Raw genomic sequence first — 23,790 nt, 5'->3', positions numbered from 1 at the left:
GGGGCTGTGCCGATTTGCGGCTCCGCCGCGTGGGCGCGACCAGCCACAGCGGACCCGCAGCTGATAAACCGGCCCGACAGCAGAGCGTTACCGCTTGCTGTACTGCGGGGCCTTGCGGGCCTTCTTGAGGCCGGCCTTCTTGCGCTCGACCGCACGGTCGTCGCGACGAAGGAATCCGGCCTTCTTCAGGGCGCCACGGTTGTTGTCGACGTCCGCCTCGTTCAGCGCGCGGGCGACACCGAGACGGAGCGCACCGGCCTGACCGGAGACGCCGCCACCCGAGATGCGGGCGACAACGTCGTAACGGTCGTCGAGCTCGAGCACCTTGAAGGGCTCGTTGACTTCCTGCTGGTGCACCTTGTTGGGGAAGTAGTCCTCAAGGGTGCGACCGTTGATCTTCCACTTGCCGGTGCCCGGGACGATCCGGACGCGGGCGATGGCGTTCTTACGGCGACCCAGTCCGGCGGCCGGCTGCGGCTCGCCGAAGCGGGAGGCCATGGACTCCGAGGTGTACTCGCCCTCGACGGGGGCCTCGGACTCGGTGGTGTACTGCTCGATGTCGACGAGCTCGGTCTCTTCGACCGGCTGCTCGGGAGTGGTCTCGGCCACGATTCTCCTCAGATTCTCTTCAGTCTTAGGGGTGGCCGGACTTACTGCGCGACCTGGGTGATCTCGTACGGCTGCGGCTGCTGCGCGCCGTGCGGGTGCTGGTCACCCTTGTAGACCTTCAGCTTCGAGAGCATCTGTCGGCCCAGGGAGTTCTTCGGGAGCATGCCCTTGACGGCCTTCTCTACGGCCTTCTCGGGGTTCTTCTCCAGCAGCTCGTCGTAGCGGACGGAGCGCAGACCACCCGGGTACCCGGAGTGGCGGTAGGCCAGCTTCTGGGTCCGCTTGTTGCCGGACAGGTGGACCTTGTCCGCGTTGATGATGATGACGAAGTCACCAGCGTCGACGTGCGGAGCGTAGATCGGCTTGTGCTTGCCCCGCAGAAGGGTGGCGGCGGTGGTCGCCAGACGGCCGAGAACGACGTCCCGGGCATCGATGACATGCCACTGGCGAGTGATGTCGCCGGGCTTGGGGCTGTACGTACGCACGGTTCGTAGCCTTCGCTTCTTCAGTGAGTGGGTCCTGACAAGGCCACCACGGACGATCACGACAGCCCTGACCGCACGGCGGCGACGCAACCGCATGCAGATCGCTGGTCATCGGCCCCGGTGGACCGGTGTAAGGGCCTCTCACGTGAGAATGAGCAAGCCAATACACATAACGAAGGGCAAGAATAGCTCCGGCGGGCCACACGGGTCAAAACGCGCGAGCGGCCGAGAGTTTGGCCCTGTTACTGGTGTGGGACCAGTACACCCCTTGTCCCGTCTAAGATGCGCCCCATGAGCTTTGGGCAGGGGGGACCTCAGTGGGGTCCCGGGGGATCGGGTTCTCAGCAGCCGCAGTGGGGCAGCCAGACCCCCGACTGGGCTGCGCTCGCCGAGGCGTCCGAGTCGCGCAACAGGCGCCGCAGGTGGCTGATGGTCGGCGGTGGCGCGCTGGCCACCGTGGCGATAGGCGCGGCCGTCGCCGTGGCCGTGGTCTCGACCGACGGCAACGGCCAGGCGGCGAACCGGCCTGCCTCCGATCTGCCAGCCACCTCGGACATCCCGCCGGACACCACCGGGCCCGAGCCGACCTTCGCGGAGACCTCGGCGCCGCCGCCGCTGGACCCGAAGGACTTCATCTCCAACGTGAAGAAGGACACGGCTCCGCTCAGCCCGGACATCCTCTTCCCCGGTTCGCGGCTGACGATGGGCGAGAGCCGCTACGAGAAGGGCAAGACCGCGTCCACGAAGGACTGCGCGTCGGCCGTTCAGGGCACGCTCGGCACGGTTCTCACGAAGAACGACTGCACGCGGCTGATGCGTGTCACGTACTCCCTGGACGGTGTGGCGGTGACGGTCGGCGTGGCCGTCTTCGACACCGAGGCCCAGGCGACGAAGGCCAAGAACGACGCCGACAACAAGAGCGTCGTCAAGTCGCTGTCGGGCGACGGCGTGCCCGCGTTCTGCAGCTCGGCGGTCTGCCGCTCGACGATCAACTCGTACGGCCGCTATGCCTACTTCACGGTCGCCGGCTTCACCAACGGCAAGGACGTCACCCAGAAGGACACCAAGGTCTTCTCCACCGGCGACGACCTCGGGGAGTTCACCTTCCGCCAGATCCGCCGCCGTGGCGAGGCCCAGGCTTCGGCGGCGGCCAACGAGTAGCCGCAACCGGCCTGCGGGCACCGGGAAAGCGGCGGCCACCCGTGGGCGACCGCCGCCAACTGCCCGGTACCGCCCGCTACTTGTGCTTCAGCCGCAGCCGTACGGGCACGACCGCCGACTCCAGCTGCGTACGCAAGGTCATCTTCGAGACGCCCTCGGTGCGCTCCTCGAAGCGGATCGGGATCTCGACGGCGCTGTGACCGGCTCGTACGGCCTTGTACTTGAGCTCGACCTGGAAGCTGTAGCCCGCGCTGTCCAGGGAGTGCAGGTCCACGTCCCGCAGGGTCTGGGCCGACCAGAGGTTGAAGCCGGCCGTGATGTCGCGGATCTTCGTGCCGAGCACGGTGCGCGCGTAGCGGTTGGCGAAGCGGGACAGCAGTACGCGGTGCGCGCCCCAGTCCTCGTCGAGTGAACCGCCCTGGACGTACCGGCTGCCGACGACCAGGCCGACGCCCGAGGCCACGGCGGTGCCGAGCATCCGTGGGACCGCTTCCACGGGGTGGCTGCCGTCGGCGTCCATCTGCACGACGTACTCGGCGCCCTCGTCGACGGCGGCGCTCATGCCCGCCACGTACGCGCGTCCGAGGCCGTCCTTCTCGGTCCTGTGCAGCACGCTCATCCGGGGCCGCCAGGCGGGCTGGTCGGCGTTGTACTTCTCCGCCAGCTCGTCGGCTATTCGCCCGGTGCCGTCCGGACTGGAGTCGTCCACTATCTTCAAGTGCAGCCCGCTGAGCGGTAGTTGAAGGACCGCTTCGGCCATTCTCGGCAGGTTGGCCGCCTCGTTGTACGTAGGCATCACCACGGTGACCGCCGCGCCCGCCCCCAGGTCGTACGTCATCTTTTCCCTCCCCTTGTCCCCATACAGGAACCCCTACGGACGCGGGCGTTTCCGGCGTCCGTCCCAAAGCCAGCTCAGGTGTGCACCTTGCGCTTGCCGGCGTCGTCCTTCTCCTTGGTGGAGTCGTCCGTCGCGGCGCGTGTCCTTTCGAGGAGCACGAGCTGGAGACTGTCCAGCTTCCGCGTCTTCACGGTGCGGAAGCTCTTCTTGATCGCGGTCGCCGACTCCTTCGACATGCCGGTGAACGGATTCCCGTCGTACCCCGTCGCGACGAGCCACAGACGGTCGGCCTTCGCCAGGCACTGCGCGGGGTTGGGACACTCGGCGGCGCCGAACGAGCCCAGCTCCTGCGGCGTGCGGTGCATCAGCCAGTCCTTCGGGCGGCCCGCGTCGTTGCGCAACTCGTAGTCCATGGCCCGGCGTTCGGACATCTCACCGCTGAAGACGATGCCGTCGCCCTTCTTCTGCCCGGCCTCGATGATCCGGGCGGCGCCGCGGAAGTCCGGCTCGCCCGCCGCGTTCACCCGGGTCTCACGGATGCCCGGCTGCGCCTGGAAGGCGATCCCGGCGACCGCCGCCGCGGCGAGCACCCAGCCGAAGCCGCGCCGCACCGCGGCACCGGAACCGGCCTTGGCCCCGGCGACCGGACCGGCGAGCCGGCACACGGCCACGGCGGCGAGCAGCACCCAGGCGGGCGCCGTGAACAGCAGGTAGCGCGGCAGGAAGAGATGGAGCTGCTCGGCGGTGACGTACGTGGCGAGCGGCGGGAGCACGATCCAGACGGCCAGTGCGAGGGCCCGCTTGCCCGCGAAGAGGAGTCCGAGCGCGCCGAGCGCCATCACGGGCACGGCGACCGCCCAGGAGCCGAAGAGGTTCTTCGGGAAGTCGATCAGGTCCTTGAGCACTGGGTTGTTCCAGGCGATCTGCCCGCTCTGTCCCGAGCCCGAGACGGCCATGGGTATGACGAAGCACAGACCCAGGGTGCAGGCGGCGGCATAGGCCCAGCCCACGATCTTGTCGCCCTCGCGGCGCGCGATGAGGATCATCACCAGATGCGCGCCGAGCACCGCCATCGAGGCCAGATGGCTCCAGCCGATCAGCGGCACCGACAGCGTGTAGGCGACCCACACCTTGAAGGACGGCTCGTCCAGGGCCCGGGCGAGCAGCCAGGTCGACAGCAGCACGGCCGCCACGGCGAAGGCGTACGGCCGGATCTCCTGCCCGTACCGCGTGGTCGCCGGTACGACGGCGAAGGCGAGTCCCGCGAGGATTCCCGCCTGGGTGGTGAACAGCCGCCGCCCGAGCAGGGCGAGCAGACCGCAGGACGCCGCCATGGCCACCGCGCCGGGGATCCGCATCGCCGTCGGGGTGTCCCCGGCGACGGCGATCCAGGCGTGCATGAGCACGTAGTACGGCGTGAAGACCACGTCGATGGTGCGGATCAGCATGCTCAGGTCGTGGAACGACAGGCTCGCCGCCCACCACGTGGCGTGCTCGTCCCGCCACAGCTGCCGCTCGCCGATCCCGCGCCAGATCATGGCGAAGGACAGCACCGTGGGCACCAGGAAGGTCAGCGCACCGGCAAGCCGCGCGCCTTCCGGCTCGTCGGGCTGCTCCTCGTCGGCGTCGGGTTCGGCCTTGGGCTCCTCAGCCTTGGGCTCTTCCGCCTTTGGCGCGCGGTGCCGGGCCGGGGGCGGTTCGACCGGAGCGGGCTCGGGGGTGTAGGTGTCCTGGCCGGGCTGGGCGTACGTTCCAGGGGCGGCGTACGTACCGGGGTCGGCGTACTGACCGGGACCCGCGTACCCGCCCTGCGCCGGGTCGGCGTAAGCGCCCTGGTTGCCGTAGCCGCCCTGGCCGCCGGCGTACGAGCCGTGCCCCCCGTAGCCACCCTGACCCGCGTACGGATCATGGTTGCCGTGGGCATCCGGGTATCCGCCGCCGTACGGCGGGGAGGCATTGACGGTCATCGCTTCACCCAAATCCGATAGGCGCGCTCACCGCTGCTCGTGGTGAAGGGGAGGACGGCGGCCAGCCGGTAGTGGGAGTTGCCCTTCAGGCCCTCCTTGACCGCCTTGAACGTGTCGGGGCTCACCCCGCCGTGCATCACGATCGCGTCGAAGTGCCCCTCACGGACGGCCTGCCGGAAGGCTTCAGGGCCGGAGTACTGTTTCTTGTCCTTCTTGCCCTGATAGTCCATGAAGTAGGAGTTCTGCCACTGCGTCCAGTTCGTCTTGTCACGCAGGTAGTAGCCCGGAACCTCCTGCTCCTCGGCCAGATACTCGCCCTTCTTGTCGACCACCTTGCGCATGTACGCGATCATCTCCGTCGAGTCCGGGAAGCTGTACGCCCGCTGCGCCTGGACCATGCCGAACACCAGCGCGAGGGAGTACAGCAGAATCCCGAGCTGCGGATGCCGGAAGTGCGGGCCGACCAGGCGGGCCATGCCGAGTCCTGCCATCGGCGCCGCGAAGAGCAGGCCGAAGCCGACGTGCTTGTAGAGCGAGATCTCGGTCTGGAGGTGGATCTGGTACGCGGGCGCGAGCAGCGCGGTGCCGGTCAGCAGCAGGCCGAGCGAGGCGCGGCGCCAGCGGCCCGGGGTGGCGGTGTCGCCGATCCACGGCATCTCGCCCATCCGGCCGCGTATCACGTACGCGATCGAGCCGCCCAGCGCGGCCAGGAAGACCAGGCCGCCCCACTCCGCGCTGTGCTGGAGCATCGTCGCCGCGGTGTCCTGGCCCTTCGCACGGTCGGTGGTGGTGGAGCTGATGCCGCCCAGCGGCCCGGAGAAGTAGTAACCGACGCCGAGCAGCACCACGGTGCCCGCGCCCAGCACCACACCGCGCCACAGCGCGCCGATGCCGCGGTGCCGGTGCGCGGTGACCACCGCGAGGAGTACCAGGGTCGGCAGATAGAGCCCGGAGGCGTACTTCACTCCGAAGGCGAGCGCGGCCGGCGGCGCCGCGAGCAGCACCGCGAAGGCGCCCATCCGGTCGGTGCGCACCACCGCCCAGGCCGCGAGCGCGAGCAGGAAGACCGCGGCGGCGTCGTACGTGGCGAAGTTGCCGAGCACGCTCGTCGACTGGATCACCGAGAACAGCGCGGCCGCTCCGAGCGCGGCACGGAGGTTGAACAGCCGCCGGGTGAGCGAGTAGAGCAGCCCGGTGGAGGCCAGCATGAACGCCAGGCTCACCAGCCGTACGCCGGTCAGCCCGAACTGGCTGTCCACGACCGCCGCGAGCACCGGATACAGCTTGGGGTGGCCGGAGAAGTAGGCCGCGAAGTCGACGGGCAGCTTCGTGCCGTGCAGCAGGTTGGCCAGCTCGTAGTGGCCGGAGGCGACGTACAGCGCCTCGTCCTGGAAGGCCGTCCCCTTCAGGCGCAGGGACAGCCCGGCCTGCACGAGCAGGATGAACAGCAGCACCGCGCGGCCCAGCAGCTTGCTGCGCCGGGTGTCCACCGACCAGGCCGACTCGGGCACCTCGGGCAGCGTGTACCCCGGCTTCTCCTCCTGCGCCTGAGGCTCCGGCTCGACGGCGGTGAGCTGCGCGTACGGGTCGAAGGGCGCGTAGATCTGGAACGTCGCCTGGTCCAGGTACTTGGACGTCCGCCCGTTGAACCGCCAGGTGCCGGTGTTGGTCAGCTGCCGCCCGCCCGCGCCGCCCTCGTCGTACTCGGGATGGTGCGGGTACACAGGCGGAGGCGCGTTCTGCACGTACTGCCGCAGGCTCTCGTTCCCGACCTGCCGCTGCTGCGCCTGGGGGTACGACTGCTGGTGCCCTTGTCCGTACTGCTGCTGACCAGCCTGCGCGTGCGGCTGCTGGTTCCCCTGCCCGTACGCCTGCTGGTTCCCCTGCTGCCCGTACGCCTGCTGTTGTCCCTGATACTGCTGCTGGTGATTCCCCTGGTCGTAGGCCTGTTGATTCCCCTGCTCGTACGCGTACGGGCGCTCGTGCCCCCCGCCGCGCAGCTCAGAGTCCTCCGCCCAGGTGGGCGTGCGTCGGTTCGTCATGGCTTGGTCACATCGAATCCGAAGCTGTCGCTCTGGGCCTGCTCCCTGAAGGTCTTCTGGGACAGCGGGCCGCTGCTGATGCGCCAGTCGGTCTCCTTGTCGAAGTTGAACCAGACGAACCCGATGACGTCCTCGGCCTTCGCCGTCCCCTTGAAGAGATCCTTGATGTCGGCGGGCTTGCGCTCGCCGGCCTGCGCCGCGGTCTCCGCGATGATGAACGGTTTCTTCGTGAAGGTACGTATCTGGGTCATCGTCGGCCCGTAGAGCTCCGGGTACGTCGAGGGACCGGTGGCCGCGTAATAGCCGATGACGCCGACCCAGTCGACGTACTCGTCGCCCGGCCAGTACGGCTCGAGCTTCACCTTCGGCATCGGGTTGATGACGTTCGGGCTCCACACCCAGATGACCTGCGTGGCACCCTCTTCGGCGAACAGGTCGTGGATGTGCTTGTACGCGGCGACGAACTCCTCGGCCGTGACCTTCTTGGTGCCCCACGGGTACCAGAAGCCGTTCATCTCGTGCGCCCAGCTGATCGCCACGGGCAGGTTCAGCTTCTTGACGGAGCGCGCGTACTCGCGGATGTACTCGTCCTCCTTGCCGGAGGCGATGTCCTTCAGGGGCGTCTCGAAGGGCTCCCACGCGATGAAGGACACCGCGCCGTAGTCCCAGGAGTTCTTCACCAGACGCGTCTCGTACTGGTCGCCCCAGGCCGAGTAGAACTCGATGAGGTTCGGCTTCTTGCCCGCCTTCTCGGCGAAGTCCTTGACGGCCGTCATCTTGGCGGGCGCCCCGTCGGCGGCCAGCCCCAGGTAGTCCTTGTCCGGCTTCAGCAGCGGTCTGACGTCGAACGGCAGCTCCGGGTTCGCGGACTCGCTCTCCTCCTCGTCGGAGGCGGCGCCTTCGGCCCCTTCGGCAGCGGGCGGCTCCCCCTGGCTGCGCTCGTACTGGTCGCGGCCCTCCTCGGAGAAGGTGCTGCATCCGGCGAGCAGCGCACCGGCCAGCAGTGCGGCGGCGAGTGCCCGCACGGTCCGGAGCGTGTGGACGGAACGTACGGAGAAAGTCATGCGGTCACTTCCTGCGCTTCCTGGGCGCGGGGCTGTACGAGGACGCGGCCGACGACCATCCCGTAGAACAGCCCGGCCGACAGCATCAGCGCGAAGTCCGGCGGATAGAGGGTGAGCATGCGCCAGGCGGCGACGACGATCCAGAGCAGGGCGGTGCCGCCGGTCCAGAAGATCATGCAGTTCCAGTAGCGGCGCATGCCGTTCTTCTTGGCGCCGTCCGAACCCGTGGGCTTCCAGCCCATCGGACGGCCGCGCAGCACGTCCCAGACCGCGAAGACATGCGACCACCCGTACATGATGCGGACGGACCAGGCCTCGAGCCGGTACGGCGCCCGGTGCCACAACGGCAGCACCAGCGTCACGTACGCGACACTCGGCAGCACCCACAGCGCGGCCTCGGCCCGCAGCAGATCGGGGCGCAGGATCATCAGCGCGAGCGGGATGACGGGCGCGATGAACGTGGCGAGCGCGGTCTGCAGGTAGTAGAGGAAGCCGGAGACGTAGCAGAGCCGCGTCTTGAACTTCAGGTCCATCTCCCAGAACCGCTTGCTGGTCAGCAGCTCCAGCGAGCCCATGCACCAGCGGTACTGCTGGTTGTGGAAGGCACCGGCCGTGTCCGGGCACACACCCGCGGACAGCGCGACGGGCACGTAACGCAGCTTCCAGCCCAGCGCCCGCAGATCGAAGCCGGTGTACATGTCCTCGGAGTGCTCGATCAGCGTGATGCCGCCGATCTGCGCCAGGGCCTCACGCCGGTACACGGCGCAGGAGCCCACGCAGATGGACCCGTCCTTGTCCTCCCGGGACGTCTGCACGGAGCGGTAGAACTGCTCCTGTACGGCGCCGGCCCCGCGCTCGATCCAGTTCTGCCGGTCGACGATGCGGAAGAACTGCGGCGACTGCACGATGCCGATCTTCGGGTCGTCGTCCATGTACGGCAGCAGCTCGTCGAGCAGATCGGCGCGCGGCGCGAAGTCGGCGTCCAGGATGAGGATGTGGTCGCCGTCGGTCTTCTCGAAGGCGTGATTGAGGTTGCCGGCCTTCTTGAACCAGCCCCGGTTGGGCCGTACCACGTAGTTGAAGCCGAAGTCGTTCGCCATGGCCCCGACCTCGTCCTCGGCCGCGTCATCCAGGACGTACGTCTTCACCTCGCCCTGGTAGCTGGCCGCGAGCCGGTTCACGTGGACCCAGGTGTTGTGCAGCACCTCCAGCGGCTCACCGCACACCGGCAGGAAGATGTCCACGCTCGGGTACACGGCGGGCTGCCACTTGCGGACGAGCCGCTTGTGTCCCTTGAGGTCGAAGTCCTTGCTGAGCCCGTCGAGATACAGCGAGATCAGATAGTCCGCGATGATGAACGCCAGCAGCGGCATCGTCAGCCAGAACCACGGACTCGACGCCGTGAACAGAAACTGGCTCATCGCCAGACACGCGAAACTGATCAGCGAGCCGATCGTCAGCACCCACAGATACCGCCGCGCGTACGAGTACTTCTCCACATCGTCCGGCGGCTGCGGCAGCAGCCCATGACTCTGCGGCGCCCGCCTGCGACGTCGGTTCTGCGGAACACGAGCAGTCCCCACTGGACTCATGCACAAACCCCCCGGGCCGGTCCAGCCCGTTACCCCCACCCAAGCCCGGCCACTACACATGAAACTCAAAGCCGAGCAGCCGCATCGTAACCGAGTTTCAGTAGGTACACCCGAACATACGTGTTACGCAGGGGTTTCCCTCACCGCCGCAGTGGGCATAAAAAGCACCCTCTCACTCAGCAGCACCCGGCCGTCCCCGGCAACGATCGCCGGTTCCGCGCCTCCTTGTTCCGCGCCGCCAGCAACTCGTCGGCGGGGTACCCGACTTGCTCCAAAGTCAGCCCATGAGGCCGTACGACGTGCACCGCAGAGTCCCGCACCCCGGCGGCGAGCACCTTCCCCGGCCAGTCGGTCCCCCGGTGCCCGTCCCCCACGAACAGCAGCGCCCCGATCAACGACCGCACCATGTTGTGGCAGAAGGCATCGGCCCGCACTGTGGCCGTAATCACCCCGTCCGCCCCCCGCGCCAGGCTCAGCTCCTGAAGCGTACGAATGGTCGTCGCCCCGTCCCGTTTCTTGCAGTACGCGGCGAAATCGTGCTCCCCGAGCAGCGGCCGCGCCGCCTCGTTCATGGCATCGACGTCGAGCGGCCAGTCGTGCCAGAGAACATGGCTGCGCAACAGCGGATCGACGCCCCCCGGGTTGTCGGTGACGCGATAGGCGTACCGCCGCCAGACCGCCGAGAACCGCGCGTTGAAGCCGCTGGGCGCCTCCCTGAGCGACCACACCCGCACATCCTTCGGCAACCGCCCGGCCAGCCGCTTGAGCAGCTTCTCCCGATGCTCGGCCCACAGCCCCTCGGGCAGATCGACGTGCGCCACCTGACCCCGGGCATGCACTCCGGCATCGGTCCGCCCCGCCACGGTCAGCTCGTACGTCGTCTCCCGCGACCGAGTCACCGTACGCAGCGCATCCTCGACCTCCCCCTGCACGGTACGCCGCCCCCCGGCCTGCTTGGCCCACCCGGAGAAGGCGCTCCCGTCATACGACAGATCAAGCCGTACCCGTACGAACCCGGGCTCTACCTCGTCACTCACACCTGGTTCCTTTCAGGGACACGAAAACGGGCCCGCCCCCTCAGGGGCGGACCCGCACGACGCGAGGTGAAACCTCAGGCGTCCTTGGACTCGTCGCCCTCGGCGGCAGCCGGCTTCGCGTCCTCGACGACCTCTTCGGCCTCGGCCTCAGCGGCCTCGTCCTTCTTGAGAACGTCTTCCTTCTGGAAGGTGTCCTCCTTCTTGAAGGCGTCCTCCTTGACGGCACGCTTGGTCGCCGCCTCGGCCTCACCGGTGGCCTCCTGGGCCACGGTCAGCGCCTCCACCAGCTCGATGACAGCCATGGGCGCGTTGTCGCCCCGACGGTTACCGATCTTGGTGATACGGGTGTAGCCACCCGGACGGTTCTCGTACCGCGGGCCGATCTCGGTGAAGAGCGTGTGCACGATGCTCTTGTCCGTGATGACCTGGAGCACCTGGCGGCGGTTGTGAAGGTCGCCCTTCTTCGCCTTGGTGACCAGACGCTCGGCGTAGGGCCGCAGACGACGGGCCTTCGCCTCGGTGGTCGTGATCCGGCCGTGCTCGAAAAGCGCCTTCGCAAGGTTCGCAAGAAGCAGCTTCTCGTGCGCGGCACTGCCGCCCAGACGGGCACCCTTGGCGGGCTTCGGCATGGTGTTTCTCCTAGGTGTCTGCCCCGGCCGTATCAGGTACCGAGGTCAGTATCCGAGCAGGCGGCCGCCTGTCGGAGATCCGGCCACCTTTTTCAAGGCGACCGGAAGACCCGCGCCCCGTAGGGGCGCGGGGAACTGCGCGACCAGCCACTGACCGGCCCGCAGCCTGGAACCAGCAGTCGAACCCGAGCTCTTAGTACTGCTCGGTCTCGACGAACCCGGCGTCCGCATCGTCGTCGGCGCCAAAGGCGTCGGCGGCAGCGGTCGGGTCAAACCCAGGCGGGCTGTCCTTCAGGGCCAAGCCCATGCCGGCCAGCTTGGCCTTGACCTCGTCGATGGACTTCGCACCGAAGTTACGAATGTCCAGGAGGTCAGCCTCAGAACGCGCAACCAGCTCACCCACACTGTGGATGCCCTCACGCTTGAGGCAGTTGTACGACCGAACGGTGAGCTCGAGCTCCTCGATCGGCAACGCCAGATCGGCGGCAAGCGCGGCGTCCGTCGGCGACGGACCCATGTCGATGCCCTCGGCGTCGATGTTCAGCTCGCGGGCGAGACCGAACAGCTCGACCAGCGTCTTACCGGCGGAAGCCATGGCGTCACGCGGACGCATGGCCTGCTTGGTCTCGACGTCGACGATCAGCTTGTCGAAGTCGGTGCGCTGCTCGACACGCGTGGCCTCGACCTTGTACGTGACCTTGAGCACCGGCGAGTAGATCGAGTCGACCGGGATACGCCCGATCTCCTGACCGACCTGCTTGTTCTGCACAGCGGAGACGTAACCACGGCCACGCTCGACCGTGAGCTCCATCTCCAGCTTGCCCTTGCCGTTGAGCGTGGCAAGAACGAGATCCGGGTTGTGCACCTCGACACCGGCCGGCGGCGCGATGTCGGCGGCGGTCACCAGGCCCGGCCCCTGCTTGCGCAGGTACATCACCACAGGCTCGTCGTGCTCACTGCTCACGACCAGCTGCTTGATGTTGAGGATCAGGTCGGTGACGTCCTCCTTGACGCCCGGCACGGTGGTGAACTCGTGCAGGACACCGTCGATCCGGATGCTCGTGACAGCAGCACCGGGAATCGACGACAGGAGCGTGCGACGCAGGGAGTTGCCGAGGGTGTAGCCGAAGCCCGGCTCCAGCGGCTCGATCACGAACCGGGAGCGGAATTCGTCGACGACCTCTTCGGTCAACGAGGGACGCTGAGCGATCAGCATGTGTGGATCCTTTTTTCGTGGACGCCCGCTATTTGACGCCCGACGGAACCGCGCCAACCAGAGCGCGGGATACTGCAAGGGTACGGGCGATACGGCCCTTTTACGGAGCCGTACCGCCCGGCTGTTACATGTGGGGGCCAACCCCCACGCCCCCGGCCGAAAAGCCCGGAGGCACAGCAAGCCCTTAAGTCGCTGGCGTCAGACGCGACGACGCTTGGGCGGACGGCAGCCGTTGTGCGGGGTGGGCGTGACGTCCTGGATGGAGCCGACCTCGAGCCCGGTCGCCTGCAGCGAACGGATGGCGGTCTCACGACCCGAACCCGGGCCCTTGACGAACACATCCACCTTGCGCATGCCGTGCTCCTGCGCGCGACGGGCGGCCGACTCGGCGGCCATCTGCGCGGCGAAGGGGGTCGACTTACGCGAGCCCTTGAAGCCGACGTGGCCGGCGGAGGCCCAGGAGATCACGTTGCCGGTCGGGTCGGTGATCGAAACGATGGTGTTGTTGAACGTGCTCTTGATGTGCGCGTGGCCGTGAGCGACGTTCTTCTTTTCCTTGCGGCGCACCTTCTTGGCAGCGCCCTGACGTCCCTTGGGGGGCATCTATTTCTCCTACGGGGAGGTGGTCGGTCCTACAGCGAAGACCGCTGGACGGCGAAGTCCGCTGCGGACTACTTCTTGCCCGGCTTCTTCTTACCGGCGATGGCGCGACGCGGACCCTTGCGGGTACGGGCGTTGGTGCTGGTGCGCTGACCGTGGACGGGCAGGCCACGACGGTGACGCAGACCCTGGTAGCAGCCGATCTCGACCTTGCGGCGGATGTCGGCCTGAACCTCACGGCGGAGGTCACCCTCGGTCTTGAAGTTGTTGTCCACGTACTCGCGGATCCTGACCAGCTCCTCCTCGGAGAGGTCACGAACGCGGGTGTTCGGGTTGACGCCGGTCTCGGCCAGCGTCTTCTGCGAGAGGGTCCGGCCAATGCCGAACACGTAGGTGAGGGCAACCTCCACGCGCTTTTCGCGCGGGATGTCAACACCGGAAACGCGTGCCATTCAATGGCTCCAGTTGTCGTTCGGAGGTCTTCCACAGAACCGGCTCTCAGCCGCCGTACCAGGTACGAACTGAGTCCCCAGCCTCCGACCGGGGGTATCGGATCCTTGCTGAACATGGGATCCGGGCCCTGCGTATGAACATGTACTGCTTGCGTCGCGCGAAGTCTGCGGATGCAGAAGGTTGGTCGTGCGTCAGCCCTGGCGCTGCTTGTGGCGCGGGTTTTCGCAGATGACCATGACCCGACCGTGACGGCGGATCACCCTGCACTTGTCGCAGATCTTCTTGACGCTCGGCTTGACCTTCATTGGGTGAGGTTCTCCGGGTCAGTGCCACCGCACCAGGCGGAGGCGGGGCGCATCAAAAGATCTACTTGTACCGTTGGAGTTCTCTTCCTGACGGGTCAGGAAGACTCTCTCCTGGATCGCTCCGGGGAGTTTGACAGGACGAGCCTGTCCGACGACGACCCTCCCGGCCGCCGAGGCAAGTACAGGACTCGCCCAAGCTCACTTATACCGGTAGACGATCCGGCCACGTGTCAGGTCGTACGGAGACAGCTCCACCACGACCCGGTCGTCAGGGAGGATGCGGATGTAGTGCATACGCATCTTGCCGCTGATGTGTGCCAGGACCTGGTGGCCGTTCTGGAGCTCGACCTTGAACATGGCGTTCGGAAGAGACTCGACGACAGTGCCCTCGATCTCGATGGCACCTTGCTTCTTGGCCACGCTTCGCCCTTCGAATCGACTACCTTGATCGGCTCCAACAACCGCATGCAGACATGCGGGTACACAAGAGCCGACGAGTCAGTCTACGTCAGGGCCATCAGAAACACGAATTGAGAGCCTGCCCATGCAGGATGATCCTTAAGCGGGGGCGCGGGGGCGGTTCCCGTCAGGGCCCGGGGGTGCGCCCCGTCAGGGGCGCGGGGCTGTGTCAATTTGCAGCTCCGCCGCGATGGGGGTCCCCCCGCTCGAGCGGAGTCGAGAGTGGGGGAGCGACAAGCCACAACGAACCCGCACCGAGCCACAATCTCTCCCACCCACCGGGCGGTTTCCCACCCACCCGTTGTTTCCCACCCACCCCTCGCGGGGGCCTGGGGGTGCAGCCCCAGTTTCGGGAAGGGGCGGGCCTGGGGAAAGAAAACCCTCCCGTCACCCCAGCGGATCAGGCGCAGCCACAACCCCATACTCGGCAAGCTTCGCCTTACCCCCGTCCGGAGCCGTCAGCACAAGCGGCCCCGCCTCCGTCAGAGCAACCGAGTGCTCCCAGTGAGACGACCACGTCCCGTCCGTGGTGATGACCGTCCAGTCATCCGAGAGAACCTCGGTCTTAGGAGTCCCCAAGGACACCATCGGCTCAATGGCCAGACAGAAGCCCGGCACCAACTTCGGCCCCCGCCCCCGCTTCCGCTCGACATAGTTCAAGAGATGCGGATCCATGTGCATCTCCGTACCGATGCCATGCCCGCCGTAGTCCTCAATGATCCCGTACCGGCCACCCCCCGGCTTGGGCTGCCGCCGGATATACGTCTCGATGGCCCGGGACACATCAACAAGCCGATGCCCCACCTTCATCGCAGCGATCCCTGCCCACATCGACTCCTCGGTCACCCGAGAAAGTTCAACAAGCTCGGGCGCATGCCCACTCCCCACAAACGCGGTGTAGGCGGCATCCCCATGCCACCCATCCACAATCGCCCCCGCATCGATGGAGATGATGTCGCCGTCCTTGAGCACGACATCGTCACTGGGAATCCCATGAACGACGACCTCATTCGCAGAGGTGCAGATCGTCGCCGGAAACCCCCCGTACCCCAGAAAGTTCGACTTCGCCCCATGCTCGTCCAGCACCTTGCGAGCAACCTCGTCAAGATCCTTGGTCGTGGCCCCGGGCACCGCCGCTTCCCGCGTCGCCTTGTGAATGGCGGCAACAACAAGCCCCGCCTCACGCATCTTGGCGATCTGCTCGGGCGTCTTGATCTGCACCATGGGGGGCCTGCGCTCTCCGTCTTCTGTGCCACAAACTGGGCGGCGTCACAAAGTTACGTACACAACAGTACGGCCGCGGTCCCCGGAGGGGGCACCGCGGCCGAACCAACAAGACACACGACTACGCGCTCTCGTCACCCTCAGAGCTCTCGTCGTCCCCACGCTTCAGCGCGTCCATCGCCCGCCGCGTGACCTCGTCCACCTTGCCGAGCGCCGAGATCGTCACGACCAGGCCCTGAGCCCGGTAGTAGTCGATGATCGGCTCGGTCTGCGTGTGGTAGACCTCCAGCCGCTTGCGGACGGTCTCCTCGGAGTCGTCGCCACGCTGGTACAGCTCGCCGCCGCAGACGTCACAGACGTCCTGCTTCTTCGGCGGGCTGTAGATCACGTGGAAAACGTGGCTCGAGTCCTTGCGGCAGGTGCGGCGGCCGGCGATGCGCTTGACCACCTCGTCCTCGGGGACCTCCAGGTCCAGCACCGCGTCCAGCTCCACACCGTCGGCCTTCAGCGCCTGGTCCAGCGCCTCGGCCTGCGAGACGTTCCGCGGGAAGCCGTCCAGCAGGAAGCCGTTCTCGGCGTCCGGCTGCTCCATGCGGTCCCGGGCCATTCCGATCGTGACCTCGTCCGGTACCAGGTTCCCCGCCTCGATGTACGACTTGGCGAGTTTCCCGAGCTCCGTCTTCTGGCTGATGTTGGAGCGGAAGAGGTCGCCCGTGGAGATGTGCGGGATCGACAGATTCTTGGCAAGAAACGCGGCCTGCGTTCCCTTGCCCGCACCAGGTGGCCCAACGAGGACGATTCGCATCAGCGGAGGAACCCTTCGTAATTGCGCTGCTGGAGCTGGCTCTCGATCTGCTTCACCGTCTCCAGACCCACACCCACGATGATCAGGATGCTGGTACCGCCGAACGGGAAGTTCTGGTTTGCCCCGAACCCGGCAAACGCCATCGTCGGGACGAGAGCAATCAGGCCCAGGTACAGCGAACCCGGCCAGGTGATCCGGTTGAGTACGTAACCCAGGTACTCAGCGGTCGGTCGGCCAGCCCGGATGCCCGGGATGAAGCCACCATACTTCTTCATGTTGTCGGCGACTTCCTCGGGGTTGAACGAGATCGCCACGTAGAAGAACGCGAAGAAAATGATCAGGAAGAAATAGAGCGAGAGGTGCGCCGGAGCGTCTACATCCGCGAGATTCTTCTCGATCCAGGTCTTCCAGCCGGAAGTTCCACCGGCGAACTGAGCGATCAGCGCCGGGATGTAGAGCAGCGACGAGGCGAAGATCACAGGGATGATGCCCGCCTGGTTGACCTTCAGCGGGATGTACGTCGACGTGCCGCCGTAGGAGCGGCGGCCGATCATGCGCTTCGCGTACTGGACCGGGATACGGCGCTGGGCCTGCTCGACGAAGACCACAAGCCCGACCATGACGAAGCCGACGGCGACCACGATGCCGAACTCGATCCAGCCGCCGGCGAGGTCGCCCTGCTCCTTGATGGCCCACAGAGCGGACGGGAAGGTGGCGGCGATCGAGATGAACATCAGGATCGACATGCCGTTGCCGATGCCGCGGTCGGTGATGAGCTCACCGAGCCACATGACCGTGGCCGTACCGGCGGTCATGGTGATGACCATCGTCATCGTCACGAAGACCGACTGGTCGGGCACGATCTGCGTGGCGACCGGGCAGCCCTGGAACAGCGCGCCCGTGCGGGCGGTGGCCACCAGGCCGGTGCCCTGGAGGACGGCCAGCGCCACGGTGAGATAACGGGTGTACTGCGTGATCTTCGCCGTGCCGGCCTGGCCCTCCTTCTTGAGGGCTTCCAGACGCGGGATCACCACGGTCAGCAGCTGCAGAATGATGCTCGCCGTGATGTACGGCATGATGCCGAGCGCGAAGACCGTGATCTGCAGCAGAGCGCCACCGCTGAACATGTTGACCAGGCCGAAGAGGCCCTGGTTCGCGTTGGCGTTGTCGATACAGGTCTGGACGTTCCTGTAGTCCACGCCCGGGATCGGGATGTGCGTACCGATCCGGTAGATCACGATGATGCCGAGCGTGAAGAGCAGCTTCTTGCGCAGGTCGGGCGTCTTGAACGCCCGGGCGAACGCGGTGAGCACGGTGCCTCCTGCGACCCCCGCGCAACTGCGTCAGAGGTGACGGTCTTGAGGTTCGACGAGTATACGGACAGCTAACTAACAGTCAGAAGCCGCCTGAAGTTCCCAGTGGGCACACCAGGCGAAAATGAGCAGTGCTGGCCACCATACCCGCGGCACAGCTTTCCTTGGAACGACCAACCGGGGATGCCCCATTTGTGGGGCATCCCCGGTCGGGTGCGCTCAAGTCATCGAGGCGTCCGTGGAGTTCAGACGAGCTCGGTGACGGTACCGCCGGCGGCGGTGATCTTCTCCTTGGCGGAGCCGGAGGCGGCGTCGACCGTCACCTGCAGCGCCACGGAGATCTCGCCCTGGCCGAGGACCTTGACAAGGCTGTTCTTGCGAACGGCGCCCTTGGCGACCAGATCGGCCACCGTGACCTCGCCGCCCTCGGGGTAGAGGGAGGCCAGCTTGTCGAGGTTCACGACCTGGTACTCGGTCTTGAACGGGTTCCTGAAGCCCTTCAGCTTCGGGAGCCGCATGTGGAGGGGCATCTGCCCACCCTCGAAGCGCTCCGGAACCTGGTAGCGGGCTTTCGTGCCCTTGGTACCACGACCGGCCGTCTTACCCTTCGAGGCCTCACCACGACCGACACGGGTCTTGGCGGTCTTGGCGCCCGGGGCGGGACGGAGGTTGTGGATCTTGAGCGGGTTCTGCTCCGCCATGATCAGTCGACCTCCTCGACCGTCACGAGGTGGCGGACGGTGTGCACCATGCCGCGGAACTCGGGGCGGTCCTCCTTGACGACCACGTCGTTGATCCTCTTCAGACCAAGCGAACGCAGCGTGTCACGGTGGTTCTGCTTACTGCCGATGTACGACTTCGTCTGCGTGATCTTGAGCTGAGCCATTACGCAGCACCAGCCCCGGCACGCGCACGCAGCAGAGCCGCGGGAGCGACATCCTCGAGGGGCAGACCACGGCGGGCCGCGATCTCCTCGGGACGCTGCAGACCCTTCAGGGCCTCCACGGTCGCGTGCACGATGTTGATCGCGTTCGACGAGCCGAGCGACTTCGACAGGATGTCGTGAACACCGGCGCACTCGAGCACGGCACGCACCGGGCCACCGGCGATAACGCCGGTACCGGGGGAAGCCGGCTTGAGCAGGACGACGCCCGCGGCCTTCTCGCCCGTGATCGGGTGCGGGATGGTGCCCTGGATACGGGGGACCTTGAAGAAGTGCTTCTTGGCCTCCTCGACACCCTTGGCGATGGCGGCCGGCACCTCCTTGGCCTTGCCGTAACCGACACCCACGGTGCCGTCACCGTCGCCCACTACGACGAGCGCAGTGAAGCTGAAGCGACGACCACCCTTCACAACCTTGGCGACGCGGTTGATCGCGACGACGCGCTCAACGTACGCGGTCTTCTCGGCGGCAGCTGCGCCGCCGTCACGGCCCTTCCGGTCCCGCCGCTCGCCGCCACCGGCACCGCTTCCGCGGCGCTGGGGTCCAGCCATTGGATTTACCTCTCTCTGTTTCCGCTAGCTACGGCAGGCTCAGAACTTGAGCCCGGCTTCGCGGGCGGCGTCCGCCAGGGCGGCGATGCGCCCGGCGTACTGGTTGCCACCACGGTCGAACACGACGGCCTCGACGCCCGCGGCCTTCGCACGCTCGGCGACCAGGGCGCCGACCTGCTTGGCCTGCGCGGACTTGTCGCCCTCGGCACCGCGGATCGAGGTGTCCAGGGTGGACGCCGACGCAAGGGTGTGCCCCTTGAGGTCGTCGATCACCTGGGCCACGATGTGGCGGTTCGAGCGCGTCACGACCAGGCGGGGACGCTCAGCCGTACCCGAGACCTTCTTACGGATCCGGATGTGACGCCGCTTGATGGCAGCACGCTTGTAGGCGTCGCCCTTGGCGATCTTCTGCCCGTATGCCATGGCTTACTTACCCGCCTTTCCGACCTTGCGGCGGATGACTTCGCCCTCGTACTTGACACCCTTGGCCTTGTACGGGTCGGGCTTGCGCAGCTTGCGGATGTTGGCCGCAACCTCGCCGACCTTCTGCTTGTCGATGCCCTCGACCGAGAACCGCGTCGGGTTCTCGACCTTGAAGGTGATGCCCTCGGGGGCCTCGACCAGGATCGGGTGGCTGTAGCCGAGCGAGAACTCCAGGTTGGAACCCTTGGCCAGGACTCGGTAACCGACACCGCTGATCTCGAGCTTCTTCACGTAACCCGTGGTCACGCCGGTGATCATGTTCGCCACCAGCGTGCGGGACAGGCCGTGCAGGGCCTTGTTCTGACGCTCGTCGTTCGGGCGGGTGACATTGAGAATGCCGTCCTCGCCCTTAGCGATCTCGATCGGCGCCGCGACGGTGTGGGAGAGGGCGCCCTTGGGGCCCTTCACCTGGACCGTACGGCCATCGATGGTGACGTCCACGCCGGCGGGAACCGTGATGGGGAGCTTGCCAATGCGCGACATAGCTGTTTCCTCCGTTCCCTTCCGCTACCAGACGTAGGCGAGGACTTCTCCGCCTACGCCCTTCTTGCCGGCCTGCTTGTCGGTGAGGAGCCCGTGGGACGTGGAGATGATCGCCACGCCCAGGCCGCCGAGCACCTTCGGCAGGTTGGTGGACTTCGCGTACACCCGGAGACCGGGCTTGGAGATCCGCTTGATGCCCGCGATGGAGCGCTCACGGTTCGGGCCGAACTTCAGCTCGAGAACGAGGTTCTTGCCGACCTCGGCGTCCTCGACCTTCCAGCCCGTGATGAAGCCCTCCTGCTGGAGGATCTCCGCGATGTGCGACTTGATCTTGCTGTGCGGCATAGCCACGGAGTCGTGGTACGCCGAGTTCGCGTTACGCAGACGCGTCAGCATGTCTGCGATCGGATCAGTCATGGTCATGAATTGGCCTTCGGCCTCTCTCGCCGGGGTTTCCTGGTGCGCCATCCCTCTCCCCGATCCGAGACGGGACGGGTGCGGCGCGGTGGACCTACGGCGTAGTAAGTCGTACGGGCGTCAGGCGCCCAACCCTCCAAGCCTAAGCCATGAAGGGGTGGGCCCCTGACCGAGCCCTTTACTTACCGAGAGCCCTGAAATCCCCTATTTGGGAATTACCAGGAGCTCTTGGTCACGCCCGGCAGCTCGCCACGGTGAGCCATCTCACGAAGGCACACGCGGCAGAGGCCGAACTTGCGGTACACGGAATGCGGACGACCGCAGCGCTGGCAGCGGGTGTACGCGCGTACACCGAACTTGGGCTTGCGGGCAGCCTTAGCGATCAGAGCCTTCTTCGCCATCTCGCTCACGCCTCCTTGAAGGGGAAGCCGAGGTGACGAAGGAGCGCGCGGCCCTCAGCGTCGTTGGTCGCCGTGGTGACCACGGTGATGTCCATACCCCGGACGCGGTCGATCTTGTCCTGGTCGATCTCGTGGAACATGACCTGCTCCGTGAGACCGAAGGTGTAGTTGCCACGGCCGTCGAACTGCTTGGGGGACAGACCACGGAAGTCGCGGATGCGCGGCAGCGCGAGCGACAGGGTGCGGTCCAGGAACTCCCACATGCGGTCGCCACGGAGCGTGACGTGGGCACCGATCGGCTGGCCCTCACGCAGCTTGAACTGCGCGATGGACTTACGGGCCTTGGTGACGGCCGGCTTCTGACCGGTGATCGTGGTGAGGTCGCGGATGGCGCCCTCGATCAGCTTGGAGTCGCGGGCGGCGTCGCCCACACCCATGTTGACCACGATCTTGACGAGGCCGGGGATCTGCATGACGTTCTCGTACTTGAACTCGTCACGCAGCTTGCCCGCGATCTCCTCGCGGTACTTCTGCTTCAGACGCGGGCTGGTGGTGGTAGTCATCAGATGTCCTCACCCGTCCGCTTGGCAACGCGGATCTTGTTGCCTTCGTCGTCGAAGCGGTAACCGACGCGGGTCACGACCTTCTTGCCGTCCTTCTCCACGACCAGCTGGACGTTGGAGACGTGGATCGGCGCCTCGGTGGTGACGATGCCGCCGGCCTGCGAACCGCGAGCCGTCGGACCGGCCTTGGTGTGCTTCTTGACCCGGTTGACACCCTCGACCAGGACACGCTCGTCGCGCGGGTAAGCGGCAATGACCTTGCCCTGCTTGCCCTTGTCCTTACCGGTGATGACCTGGACCAGGTCGCCCTTCTTGATCTTCATGCTTACAGCACCTCCGGCGCGAGCGAGATGATCTTCATGAACTTCTTCTCGCGCAGCTCCCGGCCCACGGGGCCGAAGATGCGGGTGCCGCGAGGGTCGCCGTCGTTCTTCAGAATGACGGCGGCGTTCTCGTCGAAGCGGATGTACGAGCCGTCCGGACGGCGGCGCTCCTTGACGGTGCGAACGATGACCGCCTTGACGACGTCACCCTTCTTCACGTTGCCACCGGGGATCGCGTCCTTGACGGTGGCAACGATGACGTCACCGATGCCCGCGTAGCGGCGACCGGACCCGCCGAGCACACGGATGCAAAGGATCTCCTTCGCACCAGTGTTGTCGGCGACACGCAGCCGCGACTCCTGCTGGATCACGTCTATCTCCTGATCGTCTGCCGGTTCCCTCCGGGGGTAAGCCGGAGAGCCTGGCGGAACCGTCCTGCGGGTTGCTCCCGCAGGAATTACTTGTGCCTCTGGAGGCGAAAACCCCCGCCGGGCCCGAGGGCCGGTGGCGCCACCTTGCGGGGGCCGCGGGACTTCCGCCCCGCCGGCCCCGAGGAGCCTGGGGCAGTGCCCCAGCCGGTCCGGCCGCAGGCCGTCCGGCCGGGCTCCGCGAGTCGCCTCGCGAGCCGTCGGCCGACCTGGCGCCGGGGCCGATCCGGGCCGGTGGCCGGAGCAGCGCCCTTCGCGGAGGCCGCGGAGCCTCCGTCCCGCAGGCCCGAGGGCCCAGGGGCAGTGGCCCCGTGGGTCCGGTCGCGGGCCGGTCGAGCTTCGCGAGGTGACTCGCGGAGCCCGGTGCCGAGCCTGCGCCGGATCCCGTGCCGGGGCCTTCGCCACCGGCCCGGGGGCTTGGGGGCGGAGCCCCCAGCGGGGGTCAGCGGGGGTGGAACCCCCGCTTATTTACTTCGCCTTCTCGAGGATCTCGACGACGCGCCAGCGCTTCGTCGCCGACAGCGGACGGGTCTCCATCAGGAGAACCCGGTCGCCAACGCCGGCGGCGTTCTGCTCGTCGTGCGCCTTGAGCTTGTTCGTACGGCGGATGACCTTGCCGTACAGCGCGTGCTTGACGCGGTCCTCGACGGCGACGACGACGGTCTTGTCCATCTTGTCGCTGACGACGAGACCCTCACGGGTCTTGCGGAAGCCGCGCGCGGCCTTCGTCTCTTCAGTCACGTTGCTCTCGCTCATCAGGCGCTCTCCACCGTTTCGATGCCCAGCTCGCGCTCACGCATCAGGGTGTAGATCCGCGCGATGTCCTTACGGACCGCCTTCAGACGGCCGTGGTTCTCGAGCTGACCGGTCGCCGCCTGGAAGCGGAGGTTGAACAGCTCTTCCTTGGCCTCGCGAAGCTTCCCAAGAAGCTCCTCGTCGCCCAGTTCGCGCAGCTCGGACGCCTTGGTACCGGCCGACATCACGCTTCACCTGCCTCGCGCCGCACGATGCGGCACTTCATCGGAAGCTTGTGAGCAGCGCGGGTAAGCGCCTCACGCGCAATCTTCTCGTTCGGGTAGGACAGCTCGAACATCACCCGACCGGGCTTGACGTTCGCGACCCACCACTCCGGGGAGCCCTTACCGGAACCCATGCGGGTCTCGGCGGGCTTCTTCGTGAGGGGACGGTCCGGGTAGATGTTGATCCAGACCTTGCCGCCACGCTTGATGTGGCGGGTCATCGCGATACGAGCGGCCTCGATCTGACGGTTCGTCACGTACGCCGGGGTCAGCGCCTGGATGCCGTACTCGCCGAACGCGACCTCAGTACCACCCTTGGCCATACCACTGCGCTTGGGGTGGTGCTGCTTACGGTGCTTGACCCTACGGGGGATCAGCAT

31 protein-coding genes are annotated in these 23,790 nt (G+C 66.7%); 1 reads left to right on the top strand and 30 read right to left on the bottom strand.

Features of this window, described 5'->3' with window-relative positions; genetic code table 11:
- Positions 1–87: 87 nt before the first annotated feature.
- Together rpsI and rplM are read right to left on the bottom strand one after the other, a co-directional pair.
- Entirely contained in the window at positions 88–609 is a 522-nt protein-coding gene (rpsI, locus tag OHT21_RS28155) for a 30S ribosomal protein S9 (protein WP_328771092.1), read from the bottom strand.
- 41 nt (positions 610–650) lie between these two features.
- Positions 651–1,094 (bottom strand): 50S ribosomal protein L13, encoded by a 444-nt coding sequence (gene rplM, locus OHT21_RS28150; RefSeq protein ID WP_328771091.1) that lies wholly within the window; start codon positions 1,092–1,094, stop codon positions 651–653.
- A 291-nt stretch (positions 1,095–1,385) separates the two neighbouring features.
- Here rplM and OHT21_RS28145 point away from each other — a divergent pair, with 291 nt between their 5' ends.
- Positions 1,386–2,255, top strand: coding sequence for a hypothetical protein (locus tag OHT21_RS28145; RefSeq protein ID WP_328771090.1), 870 nt, complete (start codon positions 1,386–1,388; stop codon positions 2,253–2,255).
- A 76-nt stretch (positions 2,256–2,331) separates the two neighbouring features.
- Here OHT21_RS28145 and OHT21_RS28140 read toward each other — a convergent pair whose 3' ends face one another.
- From OHT21_RS28140 to rplP, 28 genes are all read right to left on the bottom strand, one after another.
- Positions 2,332–3,093 (bottom strand): polyprenol monophosphomannose synthase, encoded by a 762-nt coding sequence (locus OHT21_RS28140; RefSeq protein WP_328771089.1) that lies wholly within the window; start codon positions 3,091–3,093, stop codon positions 2,332–2,334.
- 74 nt (positions 3,094–3,167) lie between these two features.
- Entirely contained in the window at positions 3,168–5,060 is a 1,893-nt protein-coding gene (locus OHT21_RS28135; RefSeq protein WP_328771088.1) for a glycosyltransferase family 39 protein, read from the bottom strand.
- Positions 5,057–7,102 (bottom strand): glycosyltransferase family 39 protein, encoded by a 2,046-nt coding sequence (locus OHT21_RS28130; RefSeq protein WP_328771087.1) that lies wholly within the window; start codon positions 7,100–7,102, stop codon positions 5,057–5,059. Before OHT21_RS28130 ends, OHT21_RS28135 begins: the two co-directional genes overlap by 4 nt.
- Complete coding sequence (locus tag OHT21_RS28125) at positions 7,099–8,166, bottom strand: glycoside hydrolase family 26 protein (protein WP_328771086.1); 1,068 nt, start codon at positions 8,164–8,166, stop codon at positions 7,099–7,101. The genes OHT21_RS28130 and OHT21_RS28125 overlap by 4 nt, the downstream gene beginning before the upstream one ends.
- The gene (locus OHT21_RS28120; protein ID WP_328771085.1) at positions 8,163–9,758 is read right to left on the bottom strand and encodes a glycosyltransferase family 2 protein; all 1,596 of its coding nucleotides are present in this window, start codon (positions 9,756–9,758) and stop codon (positions 8,163–8,165) included. Before OHT21_RS28120 ends, OHT21_RS28125 begins: the two co-directional genes overlap by 4 nt.
- A gap of 176 nt (positions 9,759–9,934) precedes the next feature.
- Positions 9,935–10,795: a tRNA pseudouridine(38-40) synthase TruA gene (gene truA / locus OHT21_RS28115; RefSeq protein ID WP_328771084.1), complete on the bottom strand. Its 861-nt coding sequence runs from the start codon at positions 10,793–10,795 to the stop codon at positions 9,935–9,937.
- Positions 10,796–10,869: 74 nt separating this feature from the next.
- On the bottom strand, positions 10,870–11,424 hold the full coding sequence (rplQ, locus tag OHT21_RS28110) for a 50S ribosomal protein L17 (protein ID WP_328771083.1): 555 nt from the start codon (positions 11,422–11,424) through the stop codon (positions 10,870–10,872).
- Positions 11,425–11,617: 193 nt separating this feature from the next.
- Positions 11,618–12,640, bottom strand: a complete 1,023-nt coding sequence (locus OHT21_RS28105; RefSeq protein WP_003966937.1) for a DNA-directed RNA polymerase subunit alpha — start codon at positions 12,638–12,640, stop codon at positions 11,618–11,620.
- Positions 12,641–12,838: 198 nt separating this feature from the next.
- A complete protein-coding gene (gene rpsK, locus OHT21_RS28100) occupies positions 12,839–13,243 on the bottom strand; it encodes a 30S ribosomal protein S11 (RefSeq protein WP_003948617.1) in 405 nt (134 codons plus the stop codon).
- Positions 13,244–13,311: 68 nt separating this feature from the next.
- The gene (gene rpsM / locus OHT21_RS28095) at positions 13,312–13,692 is read right to left on the bottom strand and encodes a 30S ribosomal protein S13 (RefSeq protein WP_010986359.1); all 381 of its coding nucleotides are present in this window, start codon (positions 13,690–13,692) and stop codon (positions 13,312–13,314) included.
- 192 nt (positions 13,693–13,884) lie between these two features.
- Positions 13,885–13,998: a 50S ribosomal protein L36 gene (rpmJ, locus tag OHT21_RS28090; RefSeq protein ID WP_003998809.1), complete on the bottom strand. Its 114-nt coding sequence runs from the start codon at positions 13,996–13,998 to the stop codon at positions 13,885–13,887.
- Between the two features lie 198 nt (positions 13,999–14,196).
- A complete protein-coding gene (gene infA, locus OHT21_RS28085) occupies positions 14,197–14,418 on the bottom strand; it encodes a translation initiation factor IF-1 (protein WP_003948620.1) in 222 nt (73 codons plus the stop codon).
- A 426-nt stretch (positions 14,419–14,844) separates the two neighbouring features.
- Positions 14,845–15,681 carry a type I methionyl aminopeptidase gene (gene map / locus OHT21_RS28080; RefSeq protein WP_328771082.1) on the bottom strand — a complete coding sequence of 279 codons (837 nt, stop codon included), beginning with the start codon at positions 15,679–15,681 and terminating at the stop codon, positions 14,845–14,847.
- 121 nt (positions 15,682–15,802) lie between these two features.
- The gene (locus OHT21_RS28075; protein ID WP_328771081.1) at positions 15,803–16,486 is read right to left on the bottom strand and encodes an adenylate kinase; all 684 of its coding nucleotides are present in this window, start codon (positions 16,484–16,486) and stop codon (positions 15,803–15,805) included.
- Positions 16,486–17,799 carry a preprotein translocase subunit SecY gene (gene secY / locus OHT21_RS28070; RefSeq protein ID WP_328771080.1) on the bottom strand — a complete coding sequence of 438 codons (1,314 nt, stop codon included), beginning with the start codon at positions 17,797–17,799 and terminating at the stop codon, positions 16,486–16,488. The genes OHT21_RS28075 and secY overlap by 1 nt, the downstream gene beginning before the upstream one ends.
- 245 nt (positions 17,800–18,044) lie before the next feature.
- Entirely contained in the window at positions 18,045–18,500 is a 456-nt protein-coding gene (gene rplO, locus OHT21_RS28065; protein WP_165337677.1) for a 50S ribosomal protein L15, read from the bottom strand.
- 2 nt (positions 18,501–18,502) lie between these two features.
- Positions 18,503–18,685 carry a 50S ribosomal protein L30 gene (rpmD, locus tag OHT21_RS28060; protein WP_033319647.1) on the bottom strand — a complete coding sequence of 61 codons (183 nt, stop codon included), beginning with the start codon at positions 18,683–18,685 and terminating at the stop codon, positions 18,503–18,505.
- On the bottom strand, positions 18,685–19,293 hold the full coding sequence (rpsE, locus tag OHT21_RS28055; protein WP_010354225.1) for a 30S ribosomal protein S5: 609 nt from the start codon (positions 19,291–19,293) through the stop codon (positions 18,685–18,687). Before rpsE ends, rpmD begins: the two co-directional genes overlap by 1 nt.
- A 39-nt stretch (positions 19,294–19,332) precedes the next feature.
- Entirely contained in the window at positions 19,333–19,716 is a 384-nt protein-coding gene (gene rplR, locus OHT21_RS28050; RefSeq protein ID WP_328771079.1) for a 50S ribosomal protein L18, read from the bottom strand.
- 3 nt (positions 19,717–19,719) lie between these two features.
- Complete coding sequence (gene rplF / locus OHT21_RS28045; protein ID WP_328771078.1) at positions 19,720–20,259, bottom strand: 50S ribosomal protein L6; 540 nt, start codon at positions 20,257–20,259, stop codon at positions 19,720–19,722.
- Between the two features lie 24 nt (positions 20,260–20,283).
- Entirely contained in the window at positions 20,284–20,682 is a 399-nt protein-coding gene (gene rpsH, locus OHT21_RS28040) for a 30S ribosomal protein S8 (RefSeq protein WP_004984520.1), read from the bottom strand.
- A gap of 209 nt (positions 20,683–20,891) precedes the next feature.
- A complete protein-coding gene (locus OHT21_RS28035; RefSeq protein WP_003956452.1) occupies positions 20,892–21,077 on the bottom strand; it encodes a type Z 30S ribosomal protein S14 in 186 nt (61 codons plus the stop codon).
- Positions 21,078–21,082: 5 nt separating this feature from the next.
- Positions 21,083–21,640 (bottom strand): 50S ribosomal protein L5, encoded by a 558-nt coding sequence (gene rplE, locus OHT21_RS28030; RefSeq protein ID WP_119102577.1) that lies wholly within the window; start codon positions 21,638–21,640, stop codon positions 21,083–21,085.
- Positions 21,640–21,963, bottom strand: coding sequence for a 50S ribosomal protein L24 (gene rplX, locus OHT21_RS28025; RefSeq protein WP_016434629.1), 324 nt, complete (start codon positions 21,961–21,963; stop codon positions 21,640–21,642). The genes rplE and rplX overlap by 1 nt, the downstream gene beginning before the upstream one ends.
- A gap of 2 nt (positions 21,964–21,965) precedes the next feature.
- A complete protein-coding gene (rplN, locus tag OHT21_RS28020) occupies positions 21,966–22,334 on the bottom strand; it encodes a 50S ribosomal protein L14 (RefSeq protein WP_003998823.1) in 369 nt (122 codons plus the stop codon).
- Positions 22,335–22,859: 525 nt separating this feature from the next.
- Positions 22,860–23,147, bottom strand: a complete 288-nt coding sequence (gene rpsQ / locus OHT21_RS28015; protein WP_030039759.1) for a 30S ribosomal protein S17 — start codon at positions 23,145–23,147, stop codon at positions 22,860–22,862.
- Positions 23,147–23,371, bottom strand: coding sequence for a 50S ribosomal protein L29 (rpmC, locus tag OHT21_RS28010; protein WP_086752859.1), 225 nt, complete (start codon positions 23,369–23,371; stop codon positions 23,147–23,149). The genes rpsQ and rpmC overlap by 1 nt, the downstream gene beginning before the upstream one ends.
- Positions 23,371–23,790, bottom strand: a complete 420-nt coding sequence (rplP, locus tag OHT21_RS28005) for a 50S ribosomal protein L16 (protein ID WP_328771077.1) — start codon at positions 23,788–23,790, stop codon at positions 23,371–23,373. The genes rpmC and rplP overlap by 1 nt, the downstream gene beginning before the upstream one ends.

Origin of the sequence: Streptomyces sp. NBC_00286 (assembly GCF_036173125.1) — a bacterium.
Taxonomy (GTDB): Bacteria; Actinomycetota; Actinomycetes; order Streptomycetales; family Streptomycetaceae; genus Streptomyces.
Note: the sequence above shows the minus strand (reverse complement) of the source record. Positions and strands in the feature narration are given on the sequence as shown.

Bases quoted from the DNA above. Each gene is read 5' to 3' on its own strand.
- OHT21_RS28145 (WP_328771090.1), top strand. From the start codon at position 1,386: ATGAGCTTTGGGCAGGGGGGACCTCAGTGGGGTCCCGGGGGATCGGGT.
- OHT21_RS28140 (WP_328771089.1), bottom strand. From the start codon at position 3,093: ATGACGTACGACCTGGGGGCGGGCGCGGCGGTCACCGTGGTGATGCCT.
- OHT21_RS28135 (WP_328771088.1), bottom strand. From the start codon at position 5,060: ATGACCGTCAATGCCTCCCCGCCGTACGGCGGCGGATACCCGGATGCC.
- OHT21_RS28130 (WP_328771087.1), bottom strand. From the start codon at position 7,102: ATGACGAACCGACGCACGCCCACCTGGGCGGAGGACTCTGAGCTGCGC.
- OHT21_RS28125 (WP_328771086.1), bottom strand. From the start codon at position 8,166: ATGACTTTCTCCGTACGTTCCGTCCACACGCTCCGGACCGTGCGGGCA.
- OHT21_RS28120 (WP_328771085.1), bottom strand. From the start codon at position 9,758: ATGAGTCCAGTGGGGACTGCTCGTGTTCCGCAGAACCGACGTCGCAGG.
- rplQ (WP_328771083.1), bottom strand. From the start codon at position 11,424: ATGCCGAAGCCCGCCAAGGGTGCCCGTCTGGGCGGCAGTGCCGCGCAC.
- OHT21_RS28105 (WP_003966937.1), bottom strand. From the start codon at position 12,640: ATGCTGATCGCTCAGCGTCCCTCGTTGACCGAAGAGGTCGTCGACGAA.
- rpsK (WP_003948617.1), bottom strand. From the start codon at position 13,243: ATGCCCCCCAAGGGACGTCAGGGCGCTGCCAAGAAGGTGCGCCGCAAG.
- rpsM (WP_010986359.1), bottom strand. From the start codon at position 13,692: ATGGCACGCGTTTCCGGTGTTGACATCCCGCGCGAAAAGCGCGTGGAG.
- rpmJ (WP_003998809.1), bottom strand. From the start codon at position 13,998: ATGAAGGTCAAGCCGAGCGTCAAGAAGATCTGCGACAAGTGCAGGGTG.
- map (WP_328771082.1), bottom strand. From the start codon at position 15,681: ATGGTGCAGATCAAGACGCCCGAGCAGATCGCCAAGATGCGTGAGGCG.
- OHT21_RS28075 (WP_328771081.1), bottom strand. From the start codon at position 16,486: ATGCGAATCGTCCTCGTTGGGCCACCTGGTGCGGGCAAGGGAACGCAG.
- rplO (WP_165337677.1), bottom strand. From the start codon at position 18,500: ATGGCGGAGCAGAACCCGCTCAAGATCCACAACCTCCGTCCCGCCCCG.
- rpmD (WP_033319647.1), bottom strand. From the start codon at position 18,685: ATGGCTCAGCTCAAGATCACGCAGACGAAGTCGTACATCGGCAGTAAG.
- rpsE (WP_010354225.1), bottom strand. From the start codon at position 19,293: ATGGCTGGACCCCAGCGCCGCGGAAGCGGTGCCGGTGGCGGCGAGCGG.
- rplR (WP_328771079.1), bottom strand. From the start codon at position 19,716: ATGGCATACGGGCAGAAGATCGCCAAGGGCGACGCCTACAAGCGTGCT.
- rplF (WP_328771078.1), bottom strand. From the start codon at position 20,259: ATGTCGCGCATTGGCAAGCTCCCCATCACGGTTCCCGCCGGCGTGGAC.
- rpsH (WP_004984520.1), bottom strand. From the start codon at position 20,682: ATGACCATGACTGATCCGATCGCAGACATGCTGACGCGTCTGCGTAAC.
- OHT21_RS28035 (WP_003956452.1), bottom strand. From the start codon at position 21,077: ATGGCGAAGAAGGCTCTGATCGCTAAGGCTGCCCGCAAGCCCAAGTTC.
- rplE (WP_119102577.1), bottom strand. From the start codon at position 21,640: ATGACTACCACCACCAGCCCGCGTCTGAAGCAGAAGTACCGCGAGGAG.
- rplX (WP_016434629.1), bottom strand. From the start codon at position 21,963: ATGAAGATCAAGAAGGGCGACCTGGTCCAGGTCATCACCGGTAAGGAC.
- rpsQ (WP_030039759.1), bottom strand. From the start codon at position 23,147: ATGAGCGAGAGCAACGTGACTGAAGAGACGAAGGCCGCGCGCGGCTTC.
- rpmC (WP_086752859.1), bottom strand. From the start codon at position 23,371: ATGTCGGCCGGTACCAAGGCGTCCGAGCTGCGCGAACTGGGCGACGAG.
- rplP (WP_328771077.1), bottom strand. From the start codon at position 23,790: ATGCTGATCCCCCGTAGGGTCAAGCACCGTAAGCAGCACCACCCCAAG.